Source organism: Methylophaga pinxianii (assembly GCF_020447225.1).
GTDB classification, from domain to species: Bacteria; Pseudomonadota; Gammaproteobacteria; order Nitrosococcales; family Methylophagaceae; genus Methylophaga; species Methylophaga pinxianii.
The window spans coordinates 22,033-44,944 of the sequence record NZ_JAJAEO010000160.1 but is presented as its reverse complement, the minus strand read 5'-3'; the positions used below and the strand labels follow the sequence as shown (position 1 = coordinate 44,944).

21 protein-coding genes are annotated in these 22,912 nt (G+C 49.6%); 20 read left to right on the top strand and 1 reads right to left on the bottom strand.

The genetic code is table 11. The features are described from left to right. Positions 1 to 234: 234 nt before the first annotated feature. The 11 genes from LGT40_RS05885 to LGT40_RS05835 all read left to right on the top strand — a co-directional run bounded on the left by LGT40_RS05885 (position 235) and on the right by LGT40_RS05835 (position 12,388). On the top strand, positions 235 to 687 hold the full coding sequence (locus LGT40_RS05885) for a (2Fe-2S)-binding protein (RefSeq protein ID WP_226072146.1): 453 nt from the start codon (positions 235 to 237) through the stop codon (positions 685 to 687). A 23-nt stretch (positions 688 to 710) separates the two neighbouring features. Then, positions 711 to 2,921 (top strand): xanthine dehydrogenase family protein molybdopterin-binding subunit, encoded by a 2,211-nt coding sequence (locus tag LGT40_RS05880; RefSeq protein WP_226072140.1) that lies wholly within the window; start codon positions 711 to 713, stop codon positions 2,919 to 2,921. An 8-nt stretch (positions 2,922 to 2,929) separates the two neighbouring features. After that, positions 2,930 to 3,931, top strand: coding sequence for an XdhC family protein (locus LGT40_RS05875; protein ID WP_226072136.1), 1,002 nt, complete (start codon positions 2,930 to 2,932; stop codon positions 3,929 to 3,931). Positions 3,932 to 4,142: 211 nt separating this feature from the next. Continuing rightward, positions 4,143 to 5,114, top strand: a complete 972-nt coding sequence (locus tag LGT40_RS05870) for a zinc-dependent alcohol dehydrogenase family protein (protein ID WP_226072130.1) — start codon at positions 4,143 to 4,145, stop codon at positions 5,112 to 5,114. 185 nt (positions 5,115 to 5,299) lie between these two features. Then, entirely contained in the window at positions 5,300 to 5,899 is a 600-nt protein-coding gene (gene wrbA / locus LGT40_RS05865; RefSeq protein ID WP_226072127.1) for an NAD(P)H:quinone oxidoreductase, read from the top strand. Positions 5,900 to 6,093: 194 nt separating this feature from the next. Further along, the gene (locus LGT40_RS05860) at positions 6,094 to 6,411 is read left to right on the top strand and encodes a zinc-binding dehydrogenase (protein ID WP_247363572.1); all 318 of its coding nucleotides are present in this window, start codon (positions 6,094 to 6,096) and stop codon (positions 6,409 to 6,411) included. 19 nt (positions 6,412 to 6,430) lie between these two features. Further along, positions 6,431 to 7,126, top strand: coding sequence for a type 1 glutamine amidotransferase domain-containing protein (locus tag LGT40_RS05855; protein WP_226072122.1), 696 nt, complete (start codon positions 6,431 to 6,433; stop codon positions 7,124 to 7,126). 2 nt (positions 7,127 to 7,128) lie between these two features. Next, positions 7,129 to 7,785, top strand: coding sequence for an NAD(P)H-binding protein (locus LGT40_RS05850; protein WP_226072114.1), 657 nt, complete (start codon positions 7,129 to 7,131; stop codon positions 7,783 to 7,785). A gap of 106 nt (positions 7,786 to 7,891) precedes the next feature. Beyond that, a complete protein-coding gene (locus tag LGT40_RS05845; protein WP_226072106.1) occupies positions 7,892 to 8,656 on the top strand; it encodes an alpha/beta hydrolase in 765 nt (254 codons plus the stop codon). A gap of 62 nt (positions 8,657 to 8,718) precedes the next feature. Further along, positions 8,719 to 11,745 (top strand): sensor histidine kinase, encoded by a 3,027-nt coding sequence (locus tag LGT40_RS05840; RefSeq protein WP_226072101.1) that lies wholly within the window; start codon positions 8,719 to 8,721, stop codon positions 11,743 to 11,745. 4 nt (positions 11,746 to 11,749) lie between these two features. Further along, positions 11,750 to 12,388 (top strand): response regulator transcription factor, encoded by a 639-nt coding sequence (locus LGT40_RS05835; RefSeq protein ID WP_226343174.1) that lies wholly within the window; start codon positions 11,750 to 11,752, stop codon positions 12,386 to 12,388. Here LGT40_RS05835 and LGT40_RS05830 read toward each other — a convergent pair. Further along, a complete protein-coding gene (locus LGT40_RS05830; protein ID WP_226072089.1) occupies positions 12,369 to 13,280 on the bottom strand; it encodes a LysR family transcriptional regulator in 912 nt (303 codons plus the stop codon). The genes LGT40_RS05835 and LGT40_RS05830 overlap by 20 nt on opposite strands. 154 nt (positions 13,281 to 13,434) lie before the next feature. On the opposite strand from LGT40_RS05830, the gene LGT40_RS05825 reads away from it, so the two are divergent. The 9 genes from LGT40_RS05825 (at position 13,435) to LGT40_RS05785 (ending at position 22,871) form a co-directional block, all read left to right on the top strand. Then, a complete protein-coding gene (locus tag LGT40_RS05825; RefSeq protein WP_226072085.1) occupies positions 13,435 to 14,082 on the top strand; it encodes a hydrolase in 648 nt (215 codons plus the stop codon). Between the two features lie 331 nt (positions 14,083 to 14,413). After that, entirely contained in the window at positions 14,414 to 15,007 is a 594-nt protein-coding gene (locus LGT40_RS05820) for a helix-turn-helix domain-containing protein (RefSeq protein WP_226343173.1), read from the top strand. A 16-nt stretch (positions 15,008 to 15,023) separates the two neighbouring features. Next, the gene (locus tag LGT40_RS05815; RefSeq protein WP_226072079.1) at positions 15,024 to 15,923 is read left to right on the top strand and encodes a pirin family protein; all 900 of its coding nucleotides are present in this window, start codon (positions 15,024 to 15,026) and stop codon (positions 15,921 to 15,923) included. Beyond that, positions 15,923 to 16,324: a Rid family hydrolase gene (locus LGT40_RS05810; RefSeq protein ID WP_226072077.1), complete on the top strand. Its 402-nt coding sequence runs from the start codon at positions 15,923 to 15,925 to the stop codon at positions 16,322 to 16,324. The genes LGT40_RS05815 and LGT40_RS05810 overlap by 1 nt, the downstream gene beginning before the upstream one ends. A gap of 200 nt (positions 16,325 to 16,524) precedes the next feature. Then, positions 16,525 to 17,208, top strand: coding sequence for a hydrolase (locus LGT40_RS05805; protein ID WP_226072075.1), 684 nt, complete (start codon positions 16,525 to 16,527; stop codon positions 17,206 to 17,208). A gap of 35 nt (positions 17,209 to 17,243) precedes the next feature. After that, positions 17,244 to 19,283 (top strand): amidohydrolase, encoded by a 2,040-nt coding sequence (locus LGT40_RS05800; protein WP_226343172.1) that lies wholly within the window; start codon positions 17,244 to 17,246, stop codon positions 19,281 to 19,283. 10 nt (positions 19,284 to 19,293) lie between these two features. Beyond that, positions 19,294 to 20,937 (top strand): MFS transporter, encoded by a 1,644-nt coding sequence (locus LGT40_RS05795; protein WP_226072071.1) that lies wholly within the window; start codon positions 19,294 to 19,296, stop codon positions 20,935 to 20,937. A 166-nt stretch (positions 20,938 to 21,103) separates the two neighbouring features. Beyond that, entirely contained in the window at positions 21,104 to 22,099 is a 996-nt protein-coding gene (locus LGT40_RS05790; protein WP_226072069.1) for a catalase family peroxidase, read from the top strand. A 73-nt stretch (positions 22,100 to 22,172) separates the two neighbouring features. Next, on the top strand, positions 22,173 to 22,871 hold the full coding sequence (locus LGT40_RS05785) for a pirin family protein (protein ID WP_226072066.1): 699 nt from the start codon (positions 22,173 to 22,175) through the stop codon (positions 22,869 to 22,871). The last annotated feature ends 41 nt before the right edge of the window (positions 22,872 to 22,912 follow it).

The window sequence follows — 22,912 nt, the reverse complement described above, 5'->3', positions numbered from 1 at the left end:
TAAGTCGGTGTTTTAAATTAAATACACGCTGAAGGTGGATCACTTTTATTCCGTTGTTTTAGGTCAAAAGTGGATCAGTTTTCACCCGTTGTTGACACCTGTTACCAACGACGCTATTTTTTACGATATCGATATACCCGATGATTTAATAAATGCACCGCAATTCAGTACAACGATCTAAAGCTTGCCGATTAAAAAAGCTTTTACAGACCACAAAATTAACAGGAGTGCGTCATGATTGAATTAAATGTGAATGGAAATCCTTACCAACTTGATGTGGCTGAAGATATGCCTATTCTTTGGGCATTACGTGATGTGATCAAGTTAACCGGGACTAAGTTTGGTTGTGGTGCCGCACTCTGTGGTGCCTGCACGGTTCATGTCGATGGTTCCCCGACACGTTCCTGTGTCACGCCGGTGTCTGATGCGCAGGGGAAAAAAATCACAACCATTGAAGCCGTCGGTGAAAGTGAAGTCGGACAAAAACTCCAGTATGCCTGGCACGAGCAGGACGTTGTGCAGTGTGGTTATTGTCAATCGGGGCAGATCATGTCAGCCGCCGCATTGCTTTCCGAAAATAAGTCGCCAACCGATGAAGAAATAGATAACGCAATGGCAGGTAATGTTTGTCGCTGCGGCACCTATTCACGCATTCGTGAAGCCATCAAACAAGCTGCTAAAGCTTAATTAACGCTCAGGGGACGAATCATATGAACATCAATTTAAACAACCTAGAGAATGATGGTGTTGAAGTTATTACTGAGCATGGTATCTCTCGTCGTCAGTTTTTAATTGGCTCTGCGGGTGCTGGTGCAGGCCTTTTAGTAGGTTTTGCTGTACCACATAAACTTCTCGCGGGTGTTGGCACAGGAGATCAAAGCACCTTTTCTCCCAACGCGTTTATCCGGATTGCCACCAACGGGGACGTCACCTTAATTGTCTCAAAAGCAGAAATGGGCCAAGGTGTATTTACCTCTTTACCTATGCTGATCGCTGAAGAACTAGAGTTAGATCTTGAAAAGGTCACATTGGAGCATGCACCTGCAGATAATGAAAAATATGCTGATCCCATCCTGGGTGCCCAGGTAACCGGCGGCTCAACCTCCATAAGAGGTACCTGGCAGCCGCTCAGAGAGGCGGGTGCTGTAGCGAGAGAAATCTTAATTGCGGCCGCAGCTAAAGACTGGGGAGTGAATGTTTCGGCATGTTATGCCGAAAACGGTGTAGTGAAATTATCAGACTCTGATAGGCAATTTACCTATGGCGAGTTAGCAGAAAAAGCGGCCAAGATGCCGGTGCCAGAAAAAGTAACGCTTAAGGATCCGAAAGACTTCAAACTGATTGGACAGCCTGTTAAACGACTTGATGGTAAAGCGAAGGGCAATGGCACGTCGCTTTACGGCATTGATGTCGATTTACCCGATCTAAAAATAGCCACTATAGCCATGACACCGATACTGGGTGGAAAGGTCAAGACACTCAATATTTCCAAAGCCAAAGGGCTAAAAGGTGTGGTTGAAGTTATTGAGATGGGTGATGCCGTGGCAGTTATTGCCACAGATATGTGGACAGCCAAACAAGGCATTTCGGCACTTGAAATTGAATGGACTCAGGATAGTTATAAACCGCAAAACATGGAGGATATTGTTGCTGAACTGAAAAAAGCCAGCCAAACAGGAGAGGGTACAGCAAAGGCCGTTATCGCCAGAAACGATGGCAACTTTGACAAAGCTTATACTGAGGCAACAGATACCTTTGAAGCTGTCTATCAAATGCCATTCCTAGCGCATGCCCCGATAGAGCCGATGAATGCCACCGTGCATGTCCAGAAAGATCGTTGTGACATTTGGGCAGGCACTCAGGTACCGGCCATGGCGCAGGCCAATGCCGCTGAAATCACCGGGCTTCCTGCAAACCAGGTTTTTGTGCACAACTACCAAATTGGCGGCGCGTTCGGCCGCCGACTTGATGTCGATTTTATCGATCAGGCTGTCCGAATCGCCCAACACGTCAATTACCCGGTAAAACTGGTCTGGACGCGTGAAGAAGATATGCAGCACGATGTTTACCGGCCTTATTACTACGATCACTTAAAGGCAGGCCTCAATGATAAAGGTGAACTGGTTGCCTGGCATCATCGTGTAACTGGTGCCTCTATCATGCTTCGTTGGATCCCTTCGGTTGTAAAAGATGGCCTGGATACCGATGCGGTAGAGCTTGCTCAGAACCCATTCTATGCACCAGAGAATATCCTTGTTGACTATGTCAGACAGGAAACGAATGGTATGAGACCAGGATGGTGGCGTGGCGTAGGGGCAACGCACAACGCATTCATGATTGAGAGCTTTATTGATGAGTTGGCTCATCGTGCCTCGGTTGACCCTGTGGCGTATCGTCGTAACCTGCTTAAGCACCATCCAAGGGCTTTGGCCGTGCTGGAACTGTGTGCTCAAAAAGCTGAGTGGGGTAAACAATTACCTGCGAATCACGGTCTTGGGATTTCGGTCATTGAAGCCTTTGGTAGCTACCTCGCCCAAGTTGCCGAGGTCCGCGTTGAAGATGATGAAGTCAGCGTCCTTCGTGTGGTGACTGCCGTTGACTGTGGCATCGTTATCAATCCTAACCATGTCATTGCTCAGATAGAAGGGGGCATTGTCTATGGTTTGACTGCGGCATTGTGGGGCGAAATCACCATTAAAGATGGTGTCATTGACCAGAAAAACTTCGACACTTACCAGCCACTAAGAATGAATCAACTGCCTGACATTGAAGTACATTTGGTGAAAAGTGCTGAGGCCCCCGGTGGTATTGGCGAACCGGGCACAGCCGCTATTGCACCCGCAGTCACCAATGCTATCTATGCGGTATCGCAAAAGCGTATACGAGAGCTCCCGATCTCCAAACACCTGTATGCATATTGATTAACGTTATGAATTCTCCTGATTTAGATGTACTTAAGCGCGCGAATGACTGGCTCAATGCCGGCTATAAGGCTTACCTTTTCACCGTAATCAAAACCTGGGGATCGGCGCCACGAGGCCCGGGCTCAATTCTCGTAGTTCGCGATGATGGCCATTACATTGGCTCGGTTTCAGGTGGTTGTATAGAGGATGATTTAGCTGAAAAAGCAAAATCAATGACACTACCAAATTCACCTGAAGTGCTGCGCTATGGCATTACTGCCGACGAGGCGCAACAATTCGGTTTGCCATGTGGCGGTGAGTTGGCAATATTTTGTGAGCCATTAACGGTCCGATCTGAGCTGACACAGATAATTGACGGCATCGAATCGCAGCAATTGTTATGTCGATCGGTTCATATGAAAACCGGTGAACTGTTGATAGAAGATGCCTTGCCGGGCAGTGAGCCTAAAGTTGATGGTGATTGGTTTCATAGCTACTTTGGCCCGAAAATGCGTCTCATCATTATTGGTGCAAACCAGTTGGGCTCTGTCCTCGCAAATATTGCAAGTACTCTCGACTATGAGGTTATAGTCTGCGATCCAAGGGACGATGTCGCGAAGGAATGGCACGTACAAGGTAGTCAACTGCTGCAAATGATGCCAGATGACGCTATCGTCAAACTCAAACCTGATTCAAATACGGCGATTGTCGCGGTCACGCATGATCCCAAGCTTGATGATATGGCGCTATTAGAAGCACTCACCAGTAATGCACTTTATGTCGGGGCGCTGGGCTCAAAAAAAAATCAAGCCAAACGCCGGGAAAGAATGCGGATGTTTGATTTGTCTGAATCAGAAATTTCACGCCTTAAGGGACCTGTCGGCATATCTATCGGTAGTCGAACGCCAGCAGAAATTGCAGTATCGATACTGGCTGAAATCATTCAAACGCGCAGTAAACAGCGAGAATTAGCCAATACTCCGATGAATCTATCCTATGCTGAAGTAAATAGGTATAACTTAGCGTGAAAGTCGCTATGCATGGCGAACCAAGGGTTGTAGCCAGCCAGACGACCGACCACACACAAGTGTGTCTGTTGTGAATAGCATTCATCACACAATCATCCCAACATAAGACAGTCATCCAATAATAAGCGGTGGTATTCGGCTAAGGTGAATCATGTGGGTGGCTTTCACAGGCCACATGGCCCATCCCCATTCAGCACATAGGGATACTGAAATGAAAGCGATTGTTCTTACGAAGTTTGGCGGCACAGACAGCTTTGAGCTACAGGACGTGCCAATTCCTGAAGTGGATGTCGGCGAGTTGCTGGTTCGCGTTGTCGCCACCGCCATCAATCCTCTCGACTACCAAATTCGGCGCGGCGACTATCCCGAATATGTTCCCTTGCCCGCCATTATCGGCCATGACGTCTCAGGTGTGGTTGAAAAGGTGGGCCTTGGCGTAACTGACTTCAAAGTTGGTGACGAGGTGTTTTACACCCCCAAAATTTTTGGCCCAAAAGGGGGCTCTTATGCTGAGTACAACGTTGTTCCAGAATCGTTGGTAACTCATAAGCCTTCGAACCTGTCTCACGAAGAAGCCGCCTCGACAACGCTCGTTGGCGGAACTGCCTGGGAAGCCCTCGTTTCGCGGGCCAAGTTGAGTCCAGCTGAGTCTGTGTTAATCCATGGCGGCGCGGGTGGCGTTGGCTCAATCGCCATTCAACTGGCAAAGGTGATGGGTGCGACTGTTTACACGACCTGCCGCAGCAATGATTTCGATTTTGTGCGCCAGCTGGGCGCAGACCACGCCATTGACTACACCAGCAAAAACTACATCGAAGAAATCGCCAGCCTGACCGGTAACAAGGGTGTGAATGTGGTGTTCGACACCATTGGAGGCCAGACGCTGAGTCAGTCTCCTCATGTGCTAAGTGATGCCGGCCGGGTCGTTACGATTGTCGATTTGGAAACGCCACAGAACCTCGTCGCAGCCTGGGGCGTGAATGCCGAATATCACTTTGTGTTTACGCGTCAGAACCGTGGCAAGTTGCAGGCTCTCAAGACGCTGCTGGAAAATGGTCGCATCCGGCCAATCATAGGCGCCAGCTTCTCACTGACCCAAATTCCTGAGGCTCATACCACCTTAGAGCGAGGTGTGGTCAATGGAGAGCGACTCAACGGCAAAGTGGTCATCTCAGTTTCCTGATAGCTGCACACCCAGGCAAGCTCGTATTGTCTGGGACAACTGAGAATCCCCATCATGACAATTGAGTACGATTTCTCTGAACACCCCGAGTTTCGCCGAAATTTCCAGAAAGGGCACCTCACGCTGGGAATATTTTTTCCTACAAAGCAAACGCAAAACAATTTTAACCCAAATAGGACGTAAAAATGACAAAGATTCTCATTCTCTATTACTCCATGTATGGTCATATCGAAACTATGGCGAACAAAGTTGCTGAAGGCGCTCGTAGCGTTGATGGCGTAATGGTCACGGTGAAACGGGTCCCTGAAACCATGGAGGCCGAAGCCTTCAAGGCAGCCGGCGGAAAGGTCGACCAGGACTCGGCCGTGGCGACCCCAAAGGAGCTGGGCGACTATGATGCCATCATCGTCGGCACGCCAACCCGCTTCGGCAATATGTCAGGGCAAATGCGTACCTTCTTCGACCAGACCGGTGGTCTTTGGGCCAAGGGAAGTCTGGCAGGTAAAGTCGCGAGCGTGTTCACCTCAACCGGTACAACGGGCGGTCAGGAAATGACCATCACCTCTACCTGGACCACATTGGCGCACCACGGCATGGTTATTGTACCGATTGGTTACACCACACCTGCACTATTCGATATCACGAAGGTGAGTGGTGGTACGCCTTACGGTGCATCGACCATTGCTGGCGCTGATGGCTCTCGGCAACCTGATGAACGTGAGCTGGAGATTGCCCGCCACCAGGGCGAATATGTCGCCACCATTGCGGTTAAACTCAAAAGCTAGACGCCTACCAGACAGTCGACGAATAAATGATCAACCCTATGCCATCAGGCCTTAGCTATGAGCAAGCTGCAGCACTTCCGTTGTCCAGCATTACGGCTAGGGAGATATTGTTTAACAGTCTCAGGCTACACTTTGTGCCGCCAACACATCAGAAATCAATTCAGACCATCGGGGCCGGTGGGATCGTTGGAGCAATGCTGACGCAGCTAGCTGCCAAGGTAGCCAATCTAAAGGTGATTACTACGGCATCTCGACCAGAAAATGATCAGTGGGCATGTTCGGGGGCTCACCACGTAATTTATCCCCGTGCCGACTGGCGTGAGCAACTCAATAAGATAAACGTGCGCTTGGTCGATTACATCACGAGCTTGGCGGTCAGTGAGGAGCATCTCGCCAAAAGTGCTGACATCCTATCGCCTCAGGGTACATTCTGTTTAATTGCACAGCCATTAACGACTCAACAAAAGCAACATCTAGGAAGCCTTCGAAAAGTAGATTCCTATAAACAATAGACAACAAAGGAGAATGAAAATGAAAGTTCTAATAGTACTAACATCGCACGACCAACTTGGCGATACCGGCCGCAAGACCGGCTTCTGGCTCGAAGAGCTGGCCGCTCCTTATTACGTGTTCAAGGATGCGGGTTACGAGATCACGCTCGCTTCGCCGAAGGGTGGCCAGCCGCCGCTAGATCCGAAGAGTGCCGAGCCGGACTTCCAGACTGACGCCACCCGTCGTTTCGACGCGGACACCGAAGCGGGCAGGGCCCTGGCGAACACCGTGAAGCTCGCCGACGTCTCGGAGGAAGACTTCGATACGGTATTCTACCCGGGTGGCCACGGCCCGTTGTGGGATTTGGCTGAAAGCGCGGACTCGTGCGCCCTGATAGAGAGCTTCCTTGCGGCGAACAAACCGGTCGCACTGGTCTGCCATGCGCCGGGCGTGCTGCGCCACGTGAAGACACCGGATGGCCGGCCGCTGGTCGAGGGCAAGCAGGTGACCGGCTTCACCAACACCGAAGAAGAAGGTGTCGGCCTGACTGAAGTGGTGCCGTTTCTGGTTGAGGACGAACTGAAGGCTTTGGGCGGCATCTATTCGAGTGGTCCGGACTGGGGCTCCTACGTGCTGGAGGATGGCTTGCTGATCACTGGCCAGAACCCCGCTTCGTCTGCCGCCGCCGCACAGCGCTTGGTCGCTCGAGGGCTCCACGCTCAAAAAATGGACTAGCGATGAAGGTCTTCATCATTGGAATCGCCGGCGGTGTCGGCCGCCGCGTGGCGAAACAGCTCGCCAGGGTAGGAGATCAACCCGGCGGTTTGGTGCGCCGACCGGAGCAGGCGAAGGCGCTCGCCTCGGCCGGTATCCGGACGGTGCCCGGCGACTTGGTCGCGATGTCGGTTGGTGAGTTGGCGGCGGTCCTGCGCGACTACGACGCGATCGTGTTCAGCGCCGGCGCGGGCGGGAAGCAGGGCGACGCGGCGACCACCCGCGTAGACGGGGACGGGCCGGGAAAGCTGGCCCTCGCGTCGAAACGCGCCGGGGTGCGTCGCTTTATCCTCGTCTCGGTCTTTCCTGAAGCCTGGCGCGAACGGCGCATGAATGCCTCATTCGAACATTACATGGTCCAGAAAAAGAGGGCTGAGACCCAACTGGTTCGGACCGACCTCGACTGGCTGATCGTGCGCCCGTCCGCCCTGACCGATGCACCCGGCGCGGGCCGGGTCGACCTCGGCCTCGCCAAGGTCCATACCGAAATCGCTCGCGACGACGTCGCCGCGACCATCGTGGAGCTACTGCGAACTCCCAGCCTCAACCGGTTGATCCTAGAGTTGACCGGTGGCGGCGTCCCAATCTGCGAGGCGGTCGGTGCGATGACCGTCGATTGAGCGACTAACGTAAGGGTAGAGATTGAGCAGGTCTTTAAGAATCTTAAGGCACTCTGGCCTCTTCGGGGGGCGGGCTGAGAGCACGTGATCCACGTGAATTCATATAATGACTAACCATATTTGTTTTATTCAAGGCGACTGGGTAGCACCGGTAATATGGGAAAATTTCGAGCGTCATTTCAAGGCATGTGGATATATCTGCAATGTTCTATCTTTACCAGACCAAGATGATGATGGCTGGTATCACATCTTGAATGGCAAAGCAGTGTTAGACCGCTTGGTTGATTTCTACGCATTAAAGATAGCAGCCTTGCCTTCACCACCAGTCTTGATTGGTCATGCACTAGGTGGATTGGTCGTCCAAATTTTGCTTGACCGAGGGATTGGCTTAGCCGGTGTCGCTATTGCCTCACAAGCACCCCAGCGCGTTTTCCCTGACTTAGGATCACTGATACACATATTTGGAGCAAAATCCGAGCAGTTGCATGGCATATGCTTTCTGCAAATGACTTCCGCGCAGTTTTTTCGGCATATCGCCTATCCACTGACACCCCAGACAATAAAATTGTCCTATAATAAAATTGTCTACAAAGTACCAAAAAGACTGATGATCGCATTATCATTGGGCATCGGAAGCAGATTATTATTTAATCAGGAACGCGGACCGTTATTATTGATTTCTGGTAGTGACGATCGTTTGGTAAAGAGTTCTGTAGTTTTAGCAAATTATTATCATCAGAGACAGTCATTAGCGCAATCTGATTACTTATTATTTCCTGGTTATGGGCACTTGCTTATCATGCAGCCAGGCTGGGAACAGGTAGCAGACCAAATTATTGAATGGCTTCAACAGCAGTTAGGCAGGTTTTAATACCTCATGCGATTGTGAGCCATCACTTCACAACGCGATGGCGCATTATGGAGGTGTACTCCATGCGGAAATTTACCAGTTTGCTGCTGAGCCTCCTACTTGGGTGCTTAATATACTCAAGTGGAGCGGCAAGCATCTCGGACGAAATAGATCATCGCCGCTGGATTGGCAGCGACGAAGTCCCCAACTCAGTGTTAGCGTTCGAACAAACTGCAGATGGATACCTTTGGTTAGGTACTCAGGATTCCTTGTATCGCTTTGATGGTTTTGATTTTGAGAAATTTGTTCCTACTAATGGTGAGCCGCTCGGCGCTGTCTCGACACTTCTAACCACCACTGAAGGCCTATGGGTTGGTCTGCGTGAAGGCGGGGTGCGCTTGATAGATGTAAACGGGGTGATTCAACCAGTTGATCCAGGCCTCCCGGGTGGGGTGGTTTTTGGTTTAGCAGAAGACCAGCAAGGACAAATTTGGGTTGCAACGAATGATGGCTTAGCCCGGCATGATGGTACTAATTGGCACCAAGTTGGCAAAAAAGAAGGGTTTAATGAACATCATGCTCAGGCGGTGCACGTGGATGCTGATGGTTATGTATGGGCAGCAAGTGAAGAAGTTATATATATGCTTCCCCCTGGGGCATCGATGTTTATAGAGATTGGCGTAAAGAGTCAGTCTGTCAGCAAAATTGTCTCTTCCCCAAGAGGTGACATATGGATAACTGATCGAGCCAGGGACCATATCACCCACCTAAAAAAAACTGGCTATGCAGACGTTAAGTTTGAAGAGATAGAAGCTTCACGGGCTACAAGTATCGTTATAGACACTAAAGGAGATATTTGGCTTGGGACGCTCGCATCCGGTGTGCAATACATGCCGGTTGGAGAGTCGCCACGATCTATTCAGAATAGAGATGGCGTCAATAAGTACGCAATTCGCGATGGACTCAGCTCTGATAATGTATTGAGCCAGTTCATCGATCGTGATGGTAGTTTATGGGTGGGTACCGATGAGGGTTTTGATAGGCTCACGCGTAAAACATTAACTCCTCTCGTTCTGCCTGGGGGAGCAGGTGGTCACGCATTGGTGGTAAGCGATACGGGTTCATTGTGGATCGGCAATGACAATGGCCAGCTAAGGGGCTTGGGTGACAGCGGTCAGTCCATTTATGAGTTGGACATGCCGATCACCACATTGATAAACAGTCACGAATATGGCTTGTTGGCTGGAGGGCACCGGGGGATTTTTTCGCTTGCAGATGATGAACTTGAGCGCATCGCAGCATTACCTGTCGAGTCTGCCCATGAATCTGCCGTCAGAGCCATAGTGGTTGGTAAGGATGGCGATATATGGGTCTCAATAAATCGAGCAGGACTGTTCGTTTGGGCTGAACAGAAATGGCGACGTTTAGAGCCAGTTAGTGATTCTAGGCGTCAAGTGATGCCAGTCACTGCTTCTAGAGACTTGACGGGCAAACTGTGGTTTGGCTACAGGGATAATCTTCTGGTGTCTTATGATGAGCAGAAAATCTTTCACTGGAGTGAGCAGCAAGGTCTGAACATCGGGCATGTCACAGCAATGTTACATTTGCCCGGACGAACTTGGGTAGGCGGTCAGAATGGCTTGGCATATCTCAAGAACGGGCGGTTTCATTCACTTGAGTTGCCGGCTGCAGGGCCATTTCAGAATATCTACGGGCTAGTCGCTGTGCCAACTGAAAAAGATAATAAAGAATCCGGGATGGATATCTGGGTACACAGTCGCGGCGGTATTTATAAACTGCCCGCAGCTGAGATTGAGCGCATTATAGCGGGTGGTGACACACTGATGTACAGCTCGCATGATCACATCGGCCAGCTGCCTATGGATCTCTATAAGGTCATGCCGCTGCCCACGGCGGTTTTCACGCAAGAAGGCATACTATGGTTCTCCACCGGTAATGGGGTTGTCAGCGTTGATCCTTACCAATTAAGAGGGATGGCACGTCCACCCGTCGTAAAAATTAAGTCGCTGGCAGTTGATGGCGTCAACATAGATATCTCTTCCGCGCCTGTTCGATTACCAGTTGCGCCGGATAAGCTAGTAATTAAATATTCAGCATTAAACCTGGCCGCGCCTGAAGCCATGCGCTTTCAATTCCGGCTTAATGGACATGACTCGGAATGGGTTGACGCTGGGCGCTTAAGACAAGCACATTTCACACGTCTGCGTCCAGGTAATTACGAATTTCAGGTTCGTGCGCTTGGTGATAACGGACATCTACATCTCCCTGAGGCGGATTTAGATCTCATCATTCCCCAGATTTTTTATCAGCGCCCAGAATTTCTTCTGCTCTCTTTATTAGCGATTCTGGTGCTTGTGATATGGGCGTCCCGCGCTTATACACAACGAGAGAAGACAATTTTAAGAACCCGTCTTGAAGAGCGCTTTCAGGAGCGCGAGCGTATAGCGCGAGAATTGCATGACACTTTGCTCCAAAGCGTTCAGGGAATGATGCTCAGCTTTCAGGCTATCGCTAACAACCTACCTTTAGAATCCCGTGCCCGCTCTTCCATGGAAAAGGCGATGAACCGGGCCGAGCAGGTTATTGCTGAGGGGCGAGACCGAATTACTGGTTTGCGTGGCCAGATGGCACCAAATGAAGATTTAGCCATAGCGTTTCAGGCTCTGAAGCTTGAAGCCGGCGTCCCTTTCTCTGCGATCTACCAAGTTAGCAATAAGGGCGAACCGCTGGCACTTAGGAATGAAGTTCGTGATGTTTTTTATCAGGTAGGTAGAGAAGCTGTTTTCAATGCGATTCGCCACGCAGAGGCTACCCAGATTAAAGTTTCCTTCATATACTCGGCTCGCACTTTTGAGATGCTTGTTGATGATGATGGGGTAGGTATTGATCCGCTTTATCAGCGAATACATGGAAAGCCAAAACATGGCGGACTAAGAGGGATGTACGAACGGGCCAGTAGAATCGACGCAAATCTGATGATCGTTAGTGACCCTGATAACGGTACACGTATACAGCTTTCATTACCTAGTTTAGTTGCCTATGAAAATGAAGTTGACGAAAAACAGAGCCGATCCAAAAGAGCAGGGTAACTCTATGGCAGATACCAACAGGCTTATTAAAGTTCTGATAGTAGATGATCATCCTCTTATACGGGAGGGTATTCAATCGTTGTTAGAAGGTTCTGAAGACATCATCCTAGTGGGAGAAGCCTCTAATGGTCTTGAGGCAATTCATTCCTACCGGAAAATTCAACCAGACGTCACCATCATGGACATTCAAATGCCTGAACTTGATGGTATTGGCGCAATCAGTTCCATCATTTCGGAGTTTCCGCAGGCTTGTATTGCTGTGCTTACCACTTACCGTGGCGATATAAGGACGTTAAAAGCTATCAAGGCAGGGGCGCGAGGTTATCTTTTGAAAAGCGCGTTGCGCCATGAACTCATTGAAACCATTCGTGTATTAGCAGCCGGTAAACGTCGTTTCCCGCCGGAGATCGCAGCTGAGTTGGCCGCCCACATGGATCAGAATGGTCTTACCAACAGAGAAGTTGAGGTACTTCAACATGTCGCCAACGGCTTATCGAATAAGGAAGCGGCTCTGGCAATGGCAATAGGTGAAGATACTGTTAAAGGTCATCTTCGAAACATAATGGAAAAGCTGGCAGCGCATAATCGGACGCATGCGGTCACTATCGGTATTCAGCGGGGAATTATCGATTTTTCTCAATAGATTGAATATCGTTACTCATATGCTGAGGCTGGTCGAAATATTCGATCAGCAGTTCGGTCAGAACCCGAACCTTTCGTACCGGATGCTGACTTGGCGGACGGATAACGTATGCACCTGCTGGAGGTGGTGGATGGCGGGGCATGACAGGAACAAGCGCACCCGAAGCCACATACTCATCGGTTAGGCCATCCGGGACATAAGCGATCCCAAGCCCTGCAATTGCAGCTGCTACAAGCGCCACGCCGTTGTCGGCCTTAAAGCGACCCTGCGGCTGGATGGTGATAATCTCATTGCCGTCCATGAGTTTCCAGGCTTCGGTGCCCTGCATTAGCGCTTGATGTGTAATAAGTTCTTCAGGCGTCTCAGGTGACCCGTGCACTTTTATATAATCCGGACTCGCGACAAGCTTTCCAAAGATAGGGCCAATGCGTCTGGCGATTAAGTTGGAGTCCTGAAGATAGCCAACCCGGATTGCACAATCAAAACCCTCTGCGACAATATCCACAAAGCGATCACTGTAGCAGGTTTGGATATAAAGCTTGGGGTGACGTCGCGCCATTTCCGCAATTACGGGAGCGAAATGAGTCGGGCCGAAAGTCAGCGGCATAGCAATTCGTAAGCGACCGGAGAGGTCACCTGCGGGTAAGATTGTCTCCCTGGCCTCGTCGATTTCGGAACAGATTTTGGCTGCGTAAATTCGGAATAAGGTTCCGGCTTCTGTTAGAGCAGCTCCACGTGTGGTTCGCGCAAGCAACTGAACACCAAGTTCCGTTTCGAGCCTTACGAGCCGGCGGCTTACGATAGACTTGGACACGCCGAGCCGAAATGCAGCAGGCGAAATTCCCCCAGCATCAGCAACTTCGACGAAAGTCTCAAGCTCTTTGATATCCATTTCAGTGTTCCTAATTACGCGACATAGTTTGTCACGAGATAGTACTACCGTATCGTGTACTGACATAGCAGACTGTTGTTGTGGAAAACGTCGTAGCTGGCGTGTTGCTCCCAGAAGATCAACATTACTCTATATGGCAACAGAGGATATATTCATGACTTTTCGTAACGGCCTTAATTCTCTTCTTCGTCCCGAAGACTCAGTGCTTGTTCTCATTGATCACCAGCCCTATCAACTTGCAAACCTGAATAGCCACGAACCACAGATGGTAATTAATAACTCAGCGGGCTTGGCAAAAGCCGCTAAGGCCTTCGGTGTCCCCACCATCCTGACAAGTGTAATAGCAGCTCAGGGTGGCGATATTTTCCCTCAGATAACTGATGTATTTCCCGGCCAGGAAGTCATCGATCGCACTTTTATCAATACTTGGGAAGATCAAAAAGTTGTCGATGCAGTCATCGCAACTGGCCGAAAGCAGCTAATAATCGCAGGTTTATGGACTGAAATATGTGTTGCGATGCCAACTATCCAAGCACTTGGTGAGGGGTGGGATGTAACAGTGATTACAGATGCATCGGGCGCTGTTTCTGTTGAAGCACATGAAGTCGCTATTCAACGCATGATTGCCGCTGGCGCCAATATGATGACCTGGATGGCACTTGCAGCAGAGTGGCAGCGAGATTGGGCGCGTACCGACCACCTTGCCGAGCTTATTGAGGTGATAAAGCAGCATGGTGGTAGTAGCGGTATTGCGTTCATGTGGGAGCAGCAGTTGCTCAATACGCCAATACCCTCGTGGTAGAGCAGAATTACTGCGCAGGGTGATTAAAACCTTTACTGAAGCGTTGCGCTTAAGCTGAATTATCTTGCTCCATCATGCCCTCAGCAGTTCCAACTATCCATGCTCAGATGCAGACGTTAGCGATGACTCTGGCAACTGCCACTCGGAGTCATGCATTAACTACGGTTGTTCTACATGGATTAATTGGCCTTTCGAATTAACCACCACTTTAGTGTTGGTGAATGCCCACCCGTTTGGGTCTGTTTGAGACATCTTAAAAACATCATCCTGTATTCATAGTGATGACTTAAATATGCCAGCAGGATTTTATTCAAGCCATGGAGCGTGAGCTATGAACCGGAATGCTAGCAAAGCTAACTTATTGGACAACTCAGACTCCTTGGTTTCTGGCGGTTTGAAACATTCGAGGCAACTGCTGATGTTACTGAAGGAGACTGAGCGAGTCATTCATCGTGATGCCGAAATCGCTTCGACTTTTCTCGATCAGGCAATCAGCTTGCTGGCAGAAGACAGAACTGATAAATCATTTTCACCTAAAAATAGGGGAGGATTGCTTCGTTGGCAGATTTCTCGTGTAGACGAATACATAAAAGACCATCTCGAACATTGCATTCGTACAACCGATCTCGCTTCGCTACTGAATTTGAGCGTCAGTCATTTTTCCCACGCATTTAAACACACGACGGGTGTCACTCCACAGAAATACGTTACTGGCTCACGAGTGCAGGCCGCAAGGCAGCAAATGTTGCATTCGAGCTTATCCTTGAGCGAAATCGCACTCAGCAATGGGTTTTGTGACCAATCACATTTTTGCCGTGTTTTCAGACTTGAAACGGGTATGTCACCGCAAAGCTGGCGAAAGCTACATATTGCCAGATCTCAATCGTCGAAGTTTACTGAAATGTTACCGCGACAAGCTGCCTGAATCAGGAACAAACCACATGATTGAAATGGTTATTGAACAACGACGGCGCGGCCTTGGTGGCGGCTTGGAAGTTGGCCGTATCTTGCCGTTTGCAAAGCAACGCATGATAGGCCCCTTCATTTTCTTTGACCATATGGGGCCGCTAGATATCATGCCCGGTTTGGATCGCAGCATCGATGTACGTCCGCATCCCCATATCGGTCTTTCAACGGTAACCTACTTGTTCTCTGGCGAGGTAATGCATCGCGACAGTCTTGGCTACCAACAGACTATTCGCCCACATGAAGTCAATTGGATGACTGCGGGACGGGGCATTACTCACAGCGAGCGATTTGAACACGCTCGGGCTCATGGCGATCACTTGCACGGAATCCAGGCTTGGGTAGCTCTGCCAGTCGAACAGGAGGAGAGCGCTCCCTCCTTTTCTCACCATGCTGACCGTGATTTACCGCAGTGGAATGACAAAGGTGTGGCCGGGCAACTTATTGCTGGCAGTGCCTATGGTCTGACGGCCAGAGCTGAAACACATTCGCCTTTGTTTTATGCACATCTTGATATGACAGCGGGCTCGACTGCTGAGATTCCAGACGGTTACAGCGAACGAGCGATATACATTGCGAGTGGTTTGGTGGAGTTGGGGGGAATTCGCTACCAAAGCGGTCGGATGTTGGTGGTCGGCTCGACCGCTTCACGGTTACTAGCTATTACACAATCTACTGTGATGGTTCTTGGTGGCGAGCCCATCGGTGAGAGATTCATCTATTGGAACTTTGTGTCCTCGTCTAAAGAACGTCTTGCACAAGCTGCATCAGACTGGAAAGCGGGCAAGATGAAACTACCTGATGCTGATGATGCAGAGTTCATCCCTCTACCCGATGAGCCAGCAACGCCCATGTCAATGAAAAGGAGCGTGTGATGGATAAGCCTGAATTTATCGTCACACCAGGGTTTGGTGAGACTTTCCGTCAAGCCCTACATTTCTCAACCGCAGTCAAGATCGGAAATCGAGTAGAGACGTCCGGTCAGGGTGGTTGGAATGATGACCTGAAGATCCCCGAAGCTATTGAAGAAGAAATTGCCGCAGCGTTTCGCAACATTGAGTTGGTTTTAGCGGCAGCAGGTGCAACCTGGGAACACGTTATTCACGTCAATACCTATCATGTTGGCGGCTTTCCACCTGTAGTCAACGAGACGATTGTCAAGCTATACAGACAGTACATGCCTTCCCACGCACCGGTCTGGACACAAGTGGGGGTTGAAGCATTGGGTTTGCCAGCGATGCGCTTTGAAATTCGAGTAACTGCGATTATTCAATGAACACAAGGCTGAGAGAAGGAGATCTTTATTAAGACAACCATTAGATTACCGATGGTTAGCTATTCCTCTTCCGGCAACGCCGAAACGGTTAGGGGCTTTGTTGGTGGTAGTTATGACTAATAGCTTTATCGGCACTGAAGTAATGTTGAAATTCTTATATCAATGATCCAAAACAATAGGTAACCATACAGGAGACGACCATGAACAACCCAAAACTTGAAGTATTAACCCCCCACAACTGCCAATTGATTTTTATCGACCACCAGCCACAAATGGCGTTCGGTGTGCAAAGTATTGATCGGCAGACCTTGAAAAATAACACCGTCGGCCTTGCTAAGGCGGCGAAGATTTTTAATATCCCTACCATCATTACTACTGTGGAAACGGAATCCTTTTCCGGTCACACATATCCGGAACTACTGTCAGTATTCCCTGATACACCGCTCTTGGAGCGGACATCCATGAACTCATGGGATGACCAGAAAGTACGTGACGCTTTGAAGAAAAATGGACGCAACAAAGTGGTTGTTTCCGGCCTGTGGACTGAAGTCTGCAACAACACCTTTGCATTATCAGCCATGCACGATGCTGGGTATGAAATTTATATGGTGGCTGATGCCTCTGGGGGTACGTCAAAAGACGCTCATGATTACTCGATGCAGCGCATGATTCAGGCAGGTGTGGTTCCTGTCACCTGGCAACAAGTATTGCTTGAATGGCAGCGCGACTGGGCACATAGAGACACTTATGAGGCTGTTATGGCACTTGTGAAAGAACACTCTGGTGCTTATGGCATGGGTGTGGACTATGCCTACACCATGGTTCATAAGGCTGAGGAGCGAGTGAAACACGGTCCGCGCCTCGAGCCTGTGTCAGCGGAATAGATTATTGATGAGGCGTAAGTATTTGTCTCAGGAAAATGCCCCAACAAACTAAACAGAACCGTCTAGGAGAGGGAGCTATGCCCAAAGAGTCAAAACCTAAACAGAATCCTCTGATTAATTCTCCAACTCGACGCAAAGTACTTAAAGGTGCGACAGCAGCTGGTATTTTTGCACTGCTTGGACCGCGATGGGTAGATGCGCAACAGCAAGAGGAAAGCACGATGGTTGATATGATTTTCATGAATGGACGCATTACAACCCTAGATCGAGCGAACCCGGAAGTTGAAGCAATAGCTATTGGCGGCGGATTAGTCTTTAGAACAGGTTCAAATAAGGAAATAATGCGTCTGGCTACAGATGATACTCAAATCATCGATCTGGGTGGAAAGCGGGTGATACCCGGTTTAAATGATAGTCATACTCACCTTATTCGCGGTGGGCTTAATTACAATATGGAATTACGCTGGGAGGGCGTGCCATCGCTGGTGGATGCACTCCGTATGCTGAAGGATCAAGCAGAGAGGACACCAGCGCCACAATGGGTGCGCGTCGTTGGGGGCTGGTCGGAATTCCAGTTTGCCGAAAAGCGAATGCCAACGCTTGACGAAATCAACGCAGCAGCCCCTGAGACGCCTGTTTTTGTTCTCCATCTTTACTCACGAGCACTACTGAACCGCGCCGCCCTCAAAGCGGTGGGAATTACCAAAAATACACCCAATCCACCAGGCGGCTTGATCCAGAAGGATGCGAAAGGTGAGCCAACTGGGATGTTGATCGCGAAACCTTCAGCGCTGATTTTGTATTCCACTCTTTCACAAGGCCCGAAACTGCCCATCGAGGCTCAGATCAATTCAACGCGTCACTACATGCGCGAGATGAACCGCCTCGGTATAACCAGCGTTATTGACGCAGGCGGTGGAGGGCAGAACTACCCGCAAGACTACGACGTCATTCAGCAACTGCACGATAAGGATCAGCTTACAGTTCGAATTGCCTACAATCTATTTGCTCAAAATGTGGGTGATGAATTGTCTGACTACGAACGCTGGGTCACGATGACAGAGCCGGGTGCCGGCTCAGCAATGCTGCGCATGAACGGTGCTGGGGAGAATATTACCTGGTCCGCAGCTGATTTCGAAAACTTCCTGGAGCCGCGCCCCGACTTGGCACCTCATATGGAGAGTGAACTTGAACCGATTGTAGAATTACTTGCTACCAATAAGTGGCCATTTCGTATTCACGCCACCTATGACGAATCGATCGACCGCTTCCTGAGTGTCTTTGAGCGTGTGAATGGCAAAACACCTTTCCAGACCCGCTTTATCATTGACCACGCAGAAACAGTTAGCGAACGAAATCTTGAACGCATTAAGGCGCTGGGTGGCGGTGTTGCGACTCAACATCGTATGGCCTTTCAAGGTGAATATTTTGTTGAACGTTACGGTAAAGAGGCCGCCAAGCGCACACCACCAATTGCAAAAATGCTGGCAATGGATTTACCCGTCGGCGGTGGTACCGATGCAACCCGAGTTGCTTCTTACGATCCTTGGGTAGCGCTATATTGGCTAACTACGGGCAAGACACTTGGTGGCCTCTCACTTTATGACGAGAAAAATATCTTAAGCCGAGAAGAAGCTCTGAGAATTTGGACAAATGGCTCGGCTTGGTTTTCAGGCGAGGCAGAAGTCAAGGGCATTCTTGCGAAGGGCATGTATGCCGATCTGGCTGTCCTTTCAGCAGACTTCATGACGGTTCCCCCAGAAGATATTCGTCGTATTAATGCAGTGCTTACCGTAACAGGTGGACGGATCGTTCATGGCGAAGATGAATACAAGGATCTTGCTCCTCCCTTACCTCCAGCTTCCCCAGGATGGAGCCCTGTTAATACTGAACCCAGTCTCGCAATGAGGTTGGCAGCAGGCGCTTCAATGTATGCTCGTGCTTGTCATGATGGCTGTGAATCTGCATGCGGTGTACATGGTCACAACCATCAGATTGCGTGGACGCAGCCGATTCCAGCCGAGGACAAGCGCACATTCTGGGGCGCGCTCGGCTGCTCGTGCTTTGCGATATGAATTAATTACGATGAAAGTCGTGAAACCAAAGAGTCAGGTCTCATCGTGGGCACCGTTTGCGCATATTTCATTTGTGGTTCTTTGGACAGCCACCGTTATTTCAAATGTTGGAACCTGGATGCACGACGTCGCCTCCGGGTGGTTGATGACATCCTTGTCTCCATCACCATTGATGGTAGCGTTAGTTCAGGCTGCAACGACCTTACCCGTGTTTTTGTTTGCATTACCGGCAGGCGCTATAGCGGATCTAGTTGACCGTCGCCGCTTGCTCATTGTAGTGATGGCAATCTTAGCAATCTCGACACTTTTGCTTGGCATGTTGGTTCTATTTGAGCAAATTAGTGCGTGGACTTTGCTTGCCTTCACTTTCATTTCGGGCGCTGGGGCTGCTTTTGTCGCTCCTGCGTGGCAGGCCATCGTGCCACAGCTGGTGCCCCGTGACGCGCTTCAACCTGCTGTGACGCTGAATAGCGTAGGTATCAATATTAGCCGCGCCATCGGGCCAGCACTTGCTGGGATTATTATTGTAAGTGCTGGAATAGCCTGGCCATACTTGTTAAATGCACTAAGTTTTGTCGTCGTGATTGTGGCACTTCTCTGGTGGCGCCCCCCACCCAAAAAGGTGAGTCATCTTGCTGCAGAGCGATTTTGGACTGCAATGGGTGCAGGCCTTCGTTACGCCCGATCAAGTGGCCCATTACGTTCCACACTCATTCGGGCCGTTGCATTTTTCCTTTTTGCCAGTGCCTACTGGTCCTTACTGCCGCTCATCGCGCGACAGGAGCTTGGGGGTGGGCCTGAACTTTATGGGATTATGTTGGGGGCAGTTGGGCTTGGTGCTGTTGGTGGAGCACTGCTTTTGCAAAAGCTCAAGGGCCATCTCGGAGCCGACGCTTTGGTTGCTACTGGCACTGTCGGTACCGCATTAGTCCTCATTGTATTCGCACTTTTCAAGCAATCAGCGGTGGCGATAGTAGCAAGCTTTGTTGCGGGTGCCTCATGGATCGCTGTGCTCTCGAGCCTTAACGTCTCAGCACAAGTTGCATTGCCTGATTGGGTCCGAGCCCGTGGCTTGTCGATTTTCATCACGGTTTTCTTCGGGGCGATGACGCTTGGCAGCATTCTATGGGGGCAAGCAGCTTCCATGCTTGGTATTTCAATAACTTTGCAAATGGCCGCTGCTGGGGCCCTTATCGGCGCATTTATATCCTGGCCTGCCAAGCTGCAACTGGGCATGGATCTGGACTTATCACCTTCATCACACTGGCCAGAACCGATTGTTTCGGGTGAGATCGAACCGGATCGCGGCCCAGTTCTTGTGACCGTCGAATATCGGATAGACCTCAAATCGAGAGCCGTCTTTATCACCTTAATGAACGAGCTAAAGACCATGCGAAAGCGCAACGGTGCATACAGTTGGGGATTATTTGAGGACGTGGCAGAGCCAGGCCGGTATCTGGAGTATTTCACTGAAGATTCCTGGGTTGGCCATTTGCGTCACCACGAACGTGTGTCAGTGTCTGACCGTGACATTCAGAAAAGGGTTCTCGCCTTGCATGTAGGTGACAGTGCACCGCTCGTAACACATTTCCTCGCACCAGAGCCCAATGTTGCGCCGGTGAGCGCGCCGGTTCAAAGCGAACAGATTGGATAACATTATCCTCGATATCGGTTCTATTTATTGCCTGGCGGTGACTCCACTCCTGATTGGGTGTGAGGGAGACAACCAGAGGAGGTTCGAATTAAAAATAATTTTTAGCTGGTACAAAGATGTATCAAATGCCACAAATTTTTCATTAAATATTTATTAAGGATATGTCATGAAAAAAATTATTCTCAATATTGGATTATTAATAGCCGTTACGTCCTCTTTTACCCTTAGCGCTGAGGAACTACCGGTAACTGAAAGGCTGGTTGATACACTCTCTGAACTTGCCGGTGGACCCCATGCAGGCATGCGTTCTAATCACGCCAAAGGCCTAATGGTAACAGGGTATTTTGAAGCTTCAAAAGAGGCCGCTGAAATTACTTATGCGCCGCATTTTAATATTCCTAAATCAGATATAGTCGTACGATTTTCTAATGCCAGCGGCGTGCCGGATATAGCTGATACCAGCCCGGATGGCTTTCCCAAAGGTATGGCCATCAGGTTTATGCTGCCTGAAGAAGAGTACACCGATATTGTGGTGATTTCGGTAGATCGGTTCCCGGTCAAGACACCTGAAGATTTTCTTGGATTATTAACAGCAATTAAAGATTCTGCCAATTCAAAAGCTAAACCGACACCCATTGAAGCTTTTCTTGAAGCGCATCCCGAAACGCTGACGTTTGTGCAATTACCCAAACCCGCGCCTGTGAGTTACGCCACGGAAAAATTCCATGGCATTAATGCCTTTGAATTTGAAAATGAACAGGGCAATACAGTTTATGGCCGCTATCTCATAACTCCGTTGAATGGTCCGGAATATCTTTCAGATGAAGAGAGAGAAAAAGCTGCCAATAATTATCTATTGGATGAGTTGCCAGTGAGATTAAAGGATGCCGGTGAGGCTAAATTTACGATCGCCTTGCAAATCGCTGAAGCAGGCGATGCGATTACAGATCCCACAATTGTCTGGCCAGCAGAACGAAAAATGGTTCAGCTTGGAACATTAACGCTTACTGAGATCATGGCGGATGGTCCAAGTTATGAAAAAGCCAATATGTTTAATCCTCTTGCTATTCCGGAAGGCATTAGCCCAACAGAAGATCCTATTCTTTTAGCTCGCCCGGCAAGTTACGGCGTTAGTTTTGGCAGAAGGTTAAATCCTGAATAATTTTCCTGAAGTATGGTTTGACCCCCTTAAGATTAAGAGGGCGTCATGATTGAATTAAAAAGGAAAAGATTGAATGATTGTCATCAGAGACCGTGAACGTCGAGGACATACGAAGATTAGCTGGCTCGACAGTCGTCACACATTTTCATTTGGCGGCTTTCATGACCAGAAATATATGGGATTCGGTGCTTTACGAGTCATTAATGACGATCGTGTTGCACCTGGCGGTGGCTTTGGTCAGCATAGTCATCGTGATATGGAAATCATCACCTATGTGTTGGAGGGAGCACTTGAACATAACGACACCCTTGGCAACGGCTCCGTCATTGCTCCTGGTGACGTGCAACGTATGTCTGCGGGCACTGGTATCCGCCACAGTGAATTCAATGCCTCGAAAAGCGAGCCCGTGCATTTTCTCCAGCTATGGATCATCCCTGACTCTCAGGGCATTGAACCCAGTTATGAACAGAAACGCTTTCCGCAAGCGGAGCGGCAAGGTCGGTTGCGGCTTATGGGTGAGCGTTTTGGCACTGATGGTGCCGTAATCATCCACCAAGACGTAAGGCTATACGCCGGTCAGATAGCACAAGGCGAATCTCTTAGGCATGAGGTTACGAATGACTATCGGGCTTGGCTGCATGTTGCTCGAGGAATTGTTCGACTCAATGGCAAAGAACTTTGCGAAGGAGATAGTGCTGCCATTACCAGTGAGCGAGAATTGGAACTAGATACCGATAGTCACGCAGAAGTACTTTTGTTTGAACTCGTGTAATGATCATGTTGCGGACGATCGTGTCAGCGGTAGTTTTTACA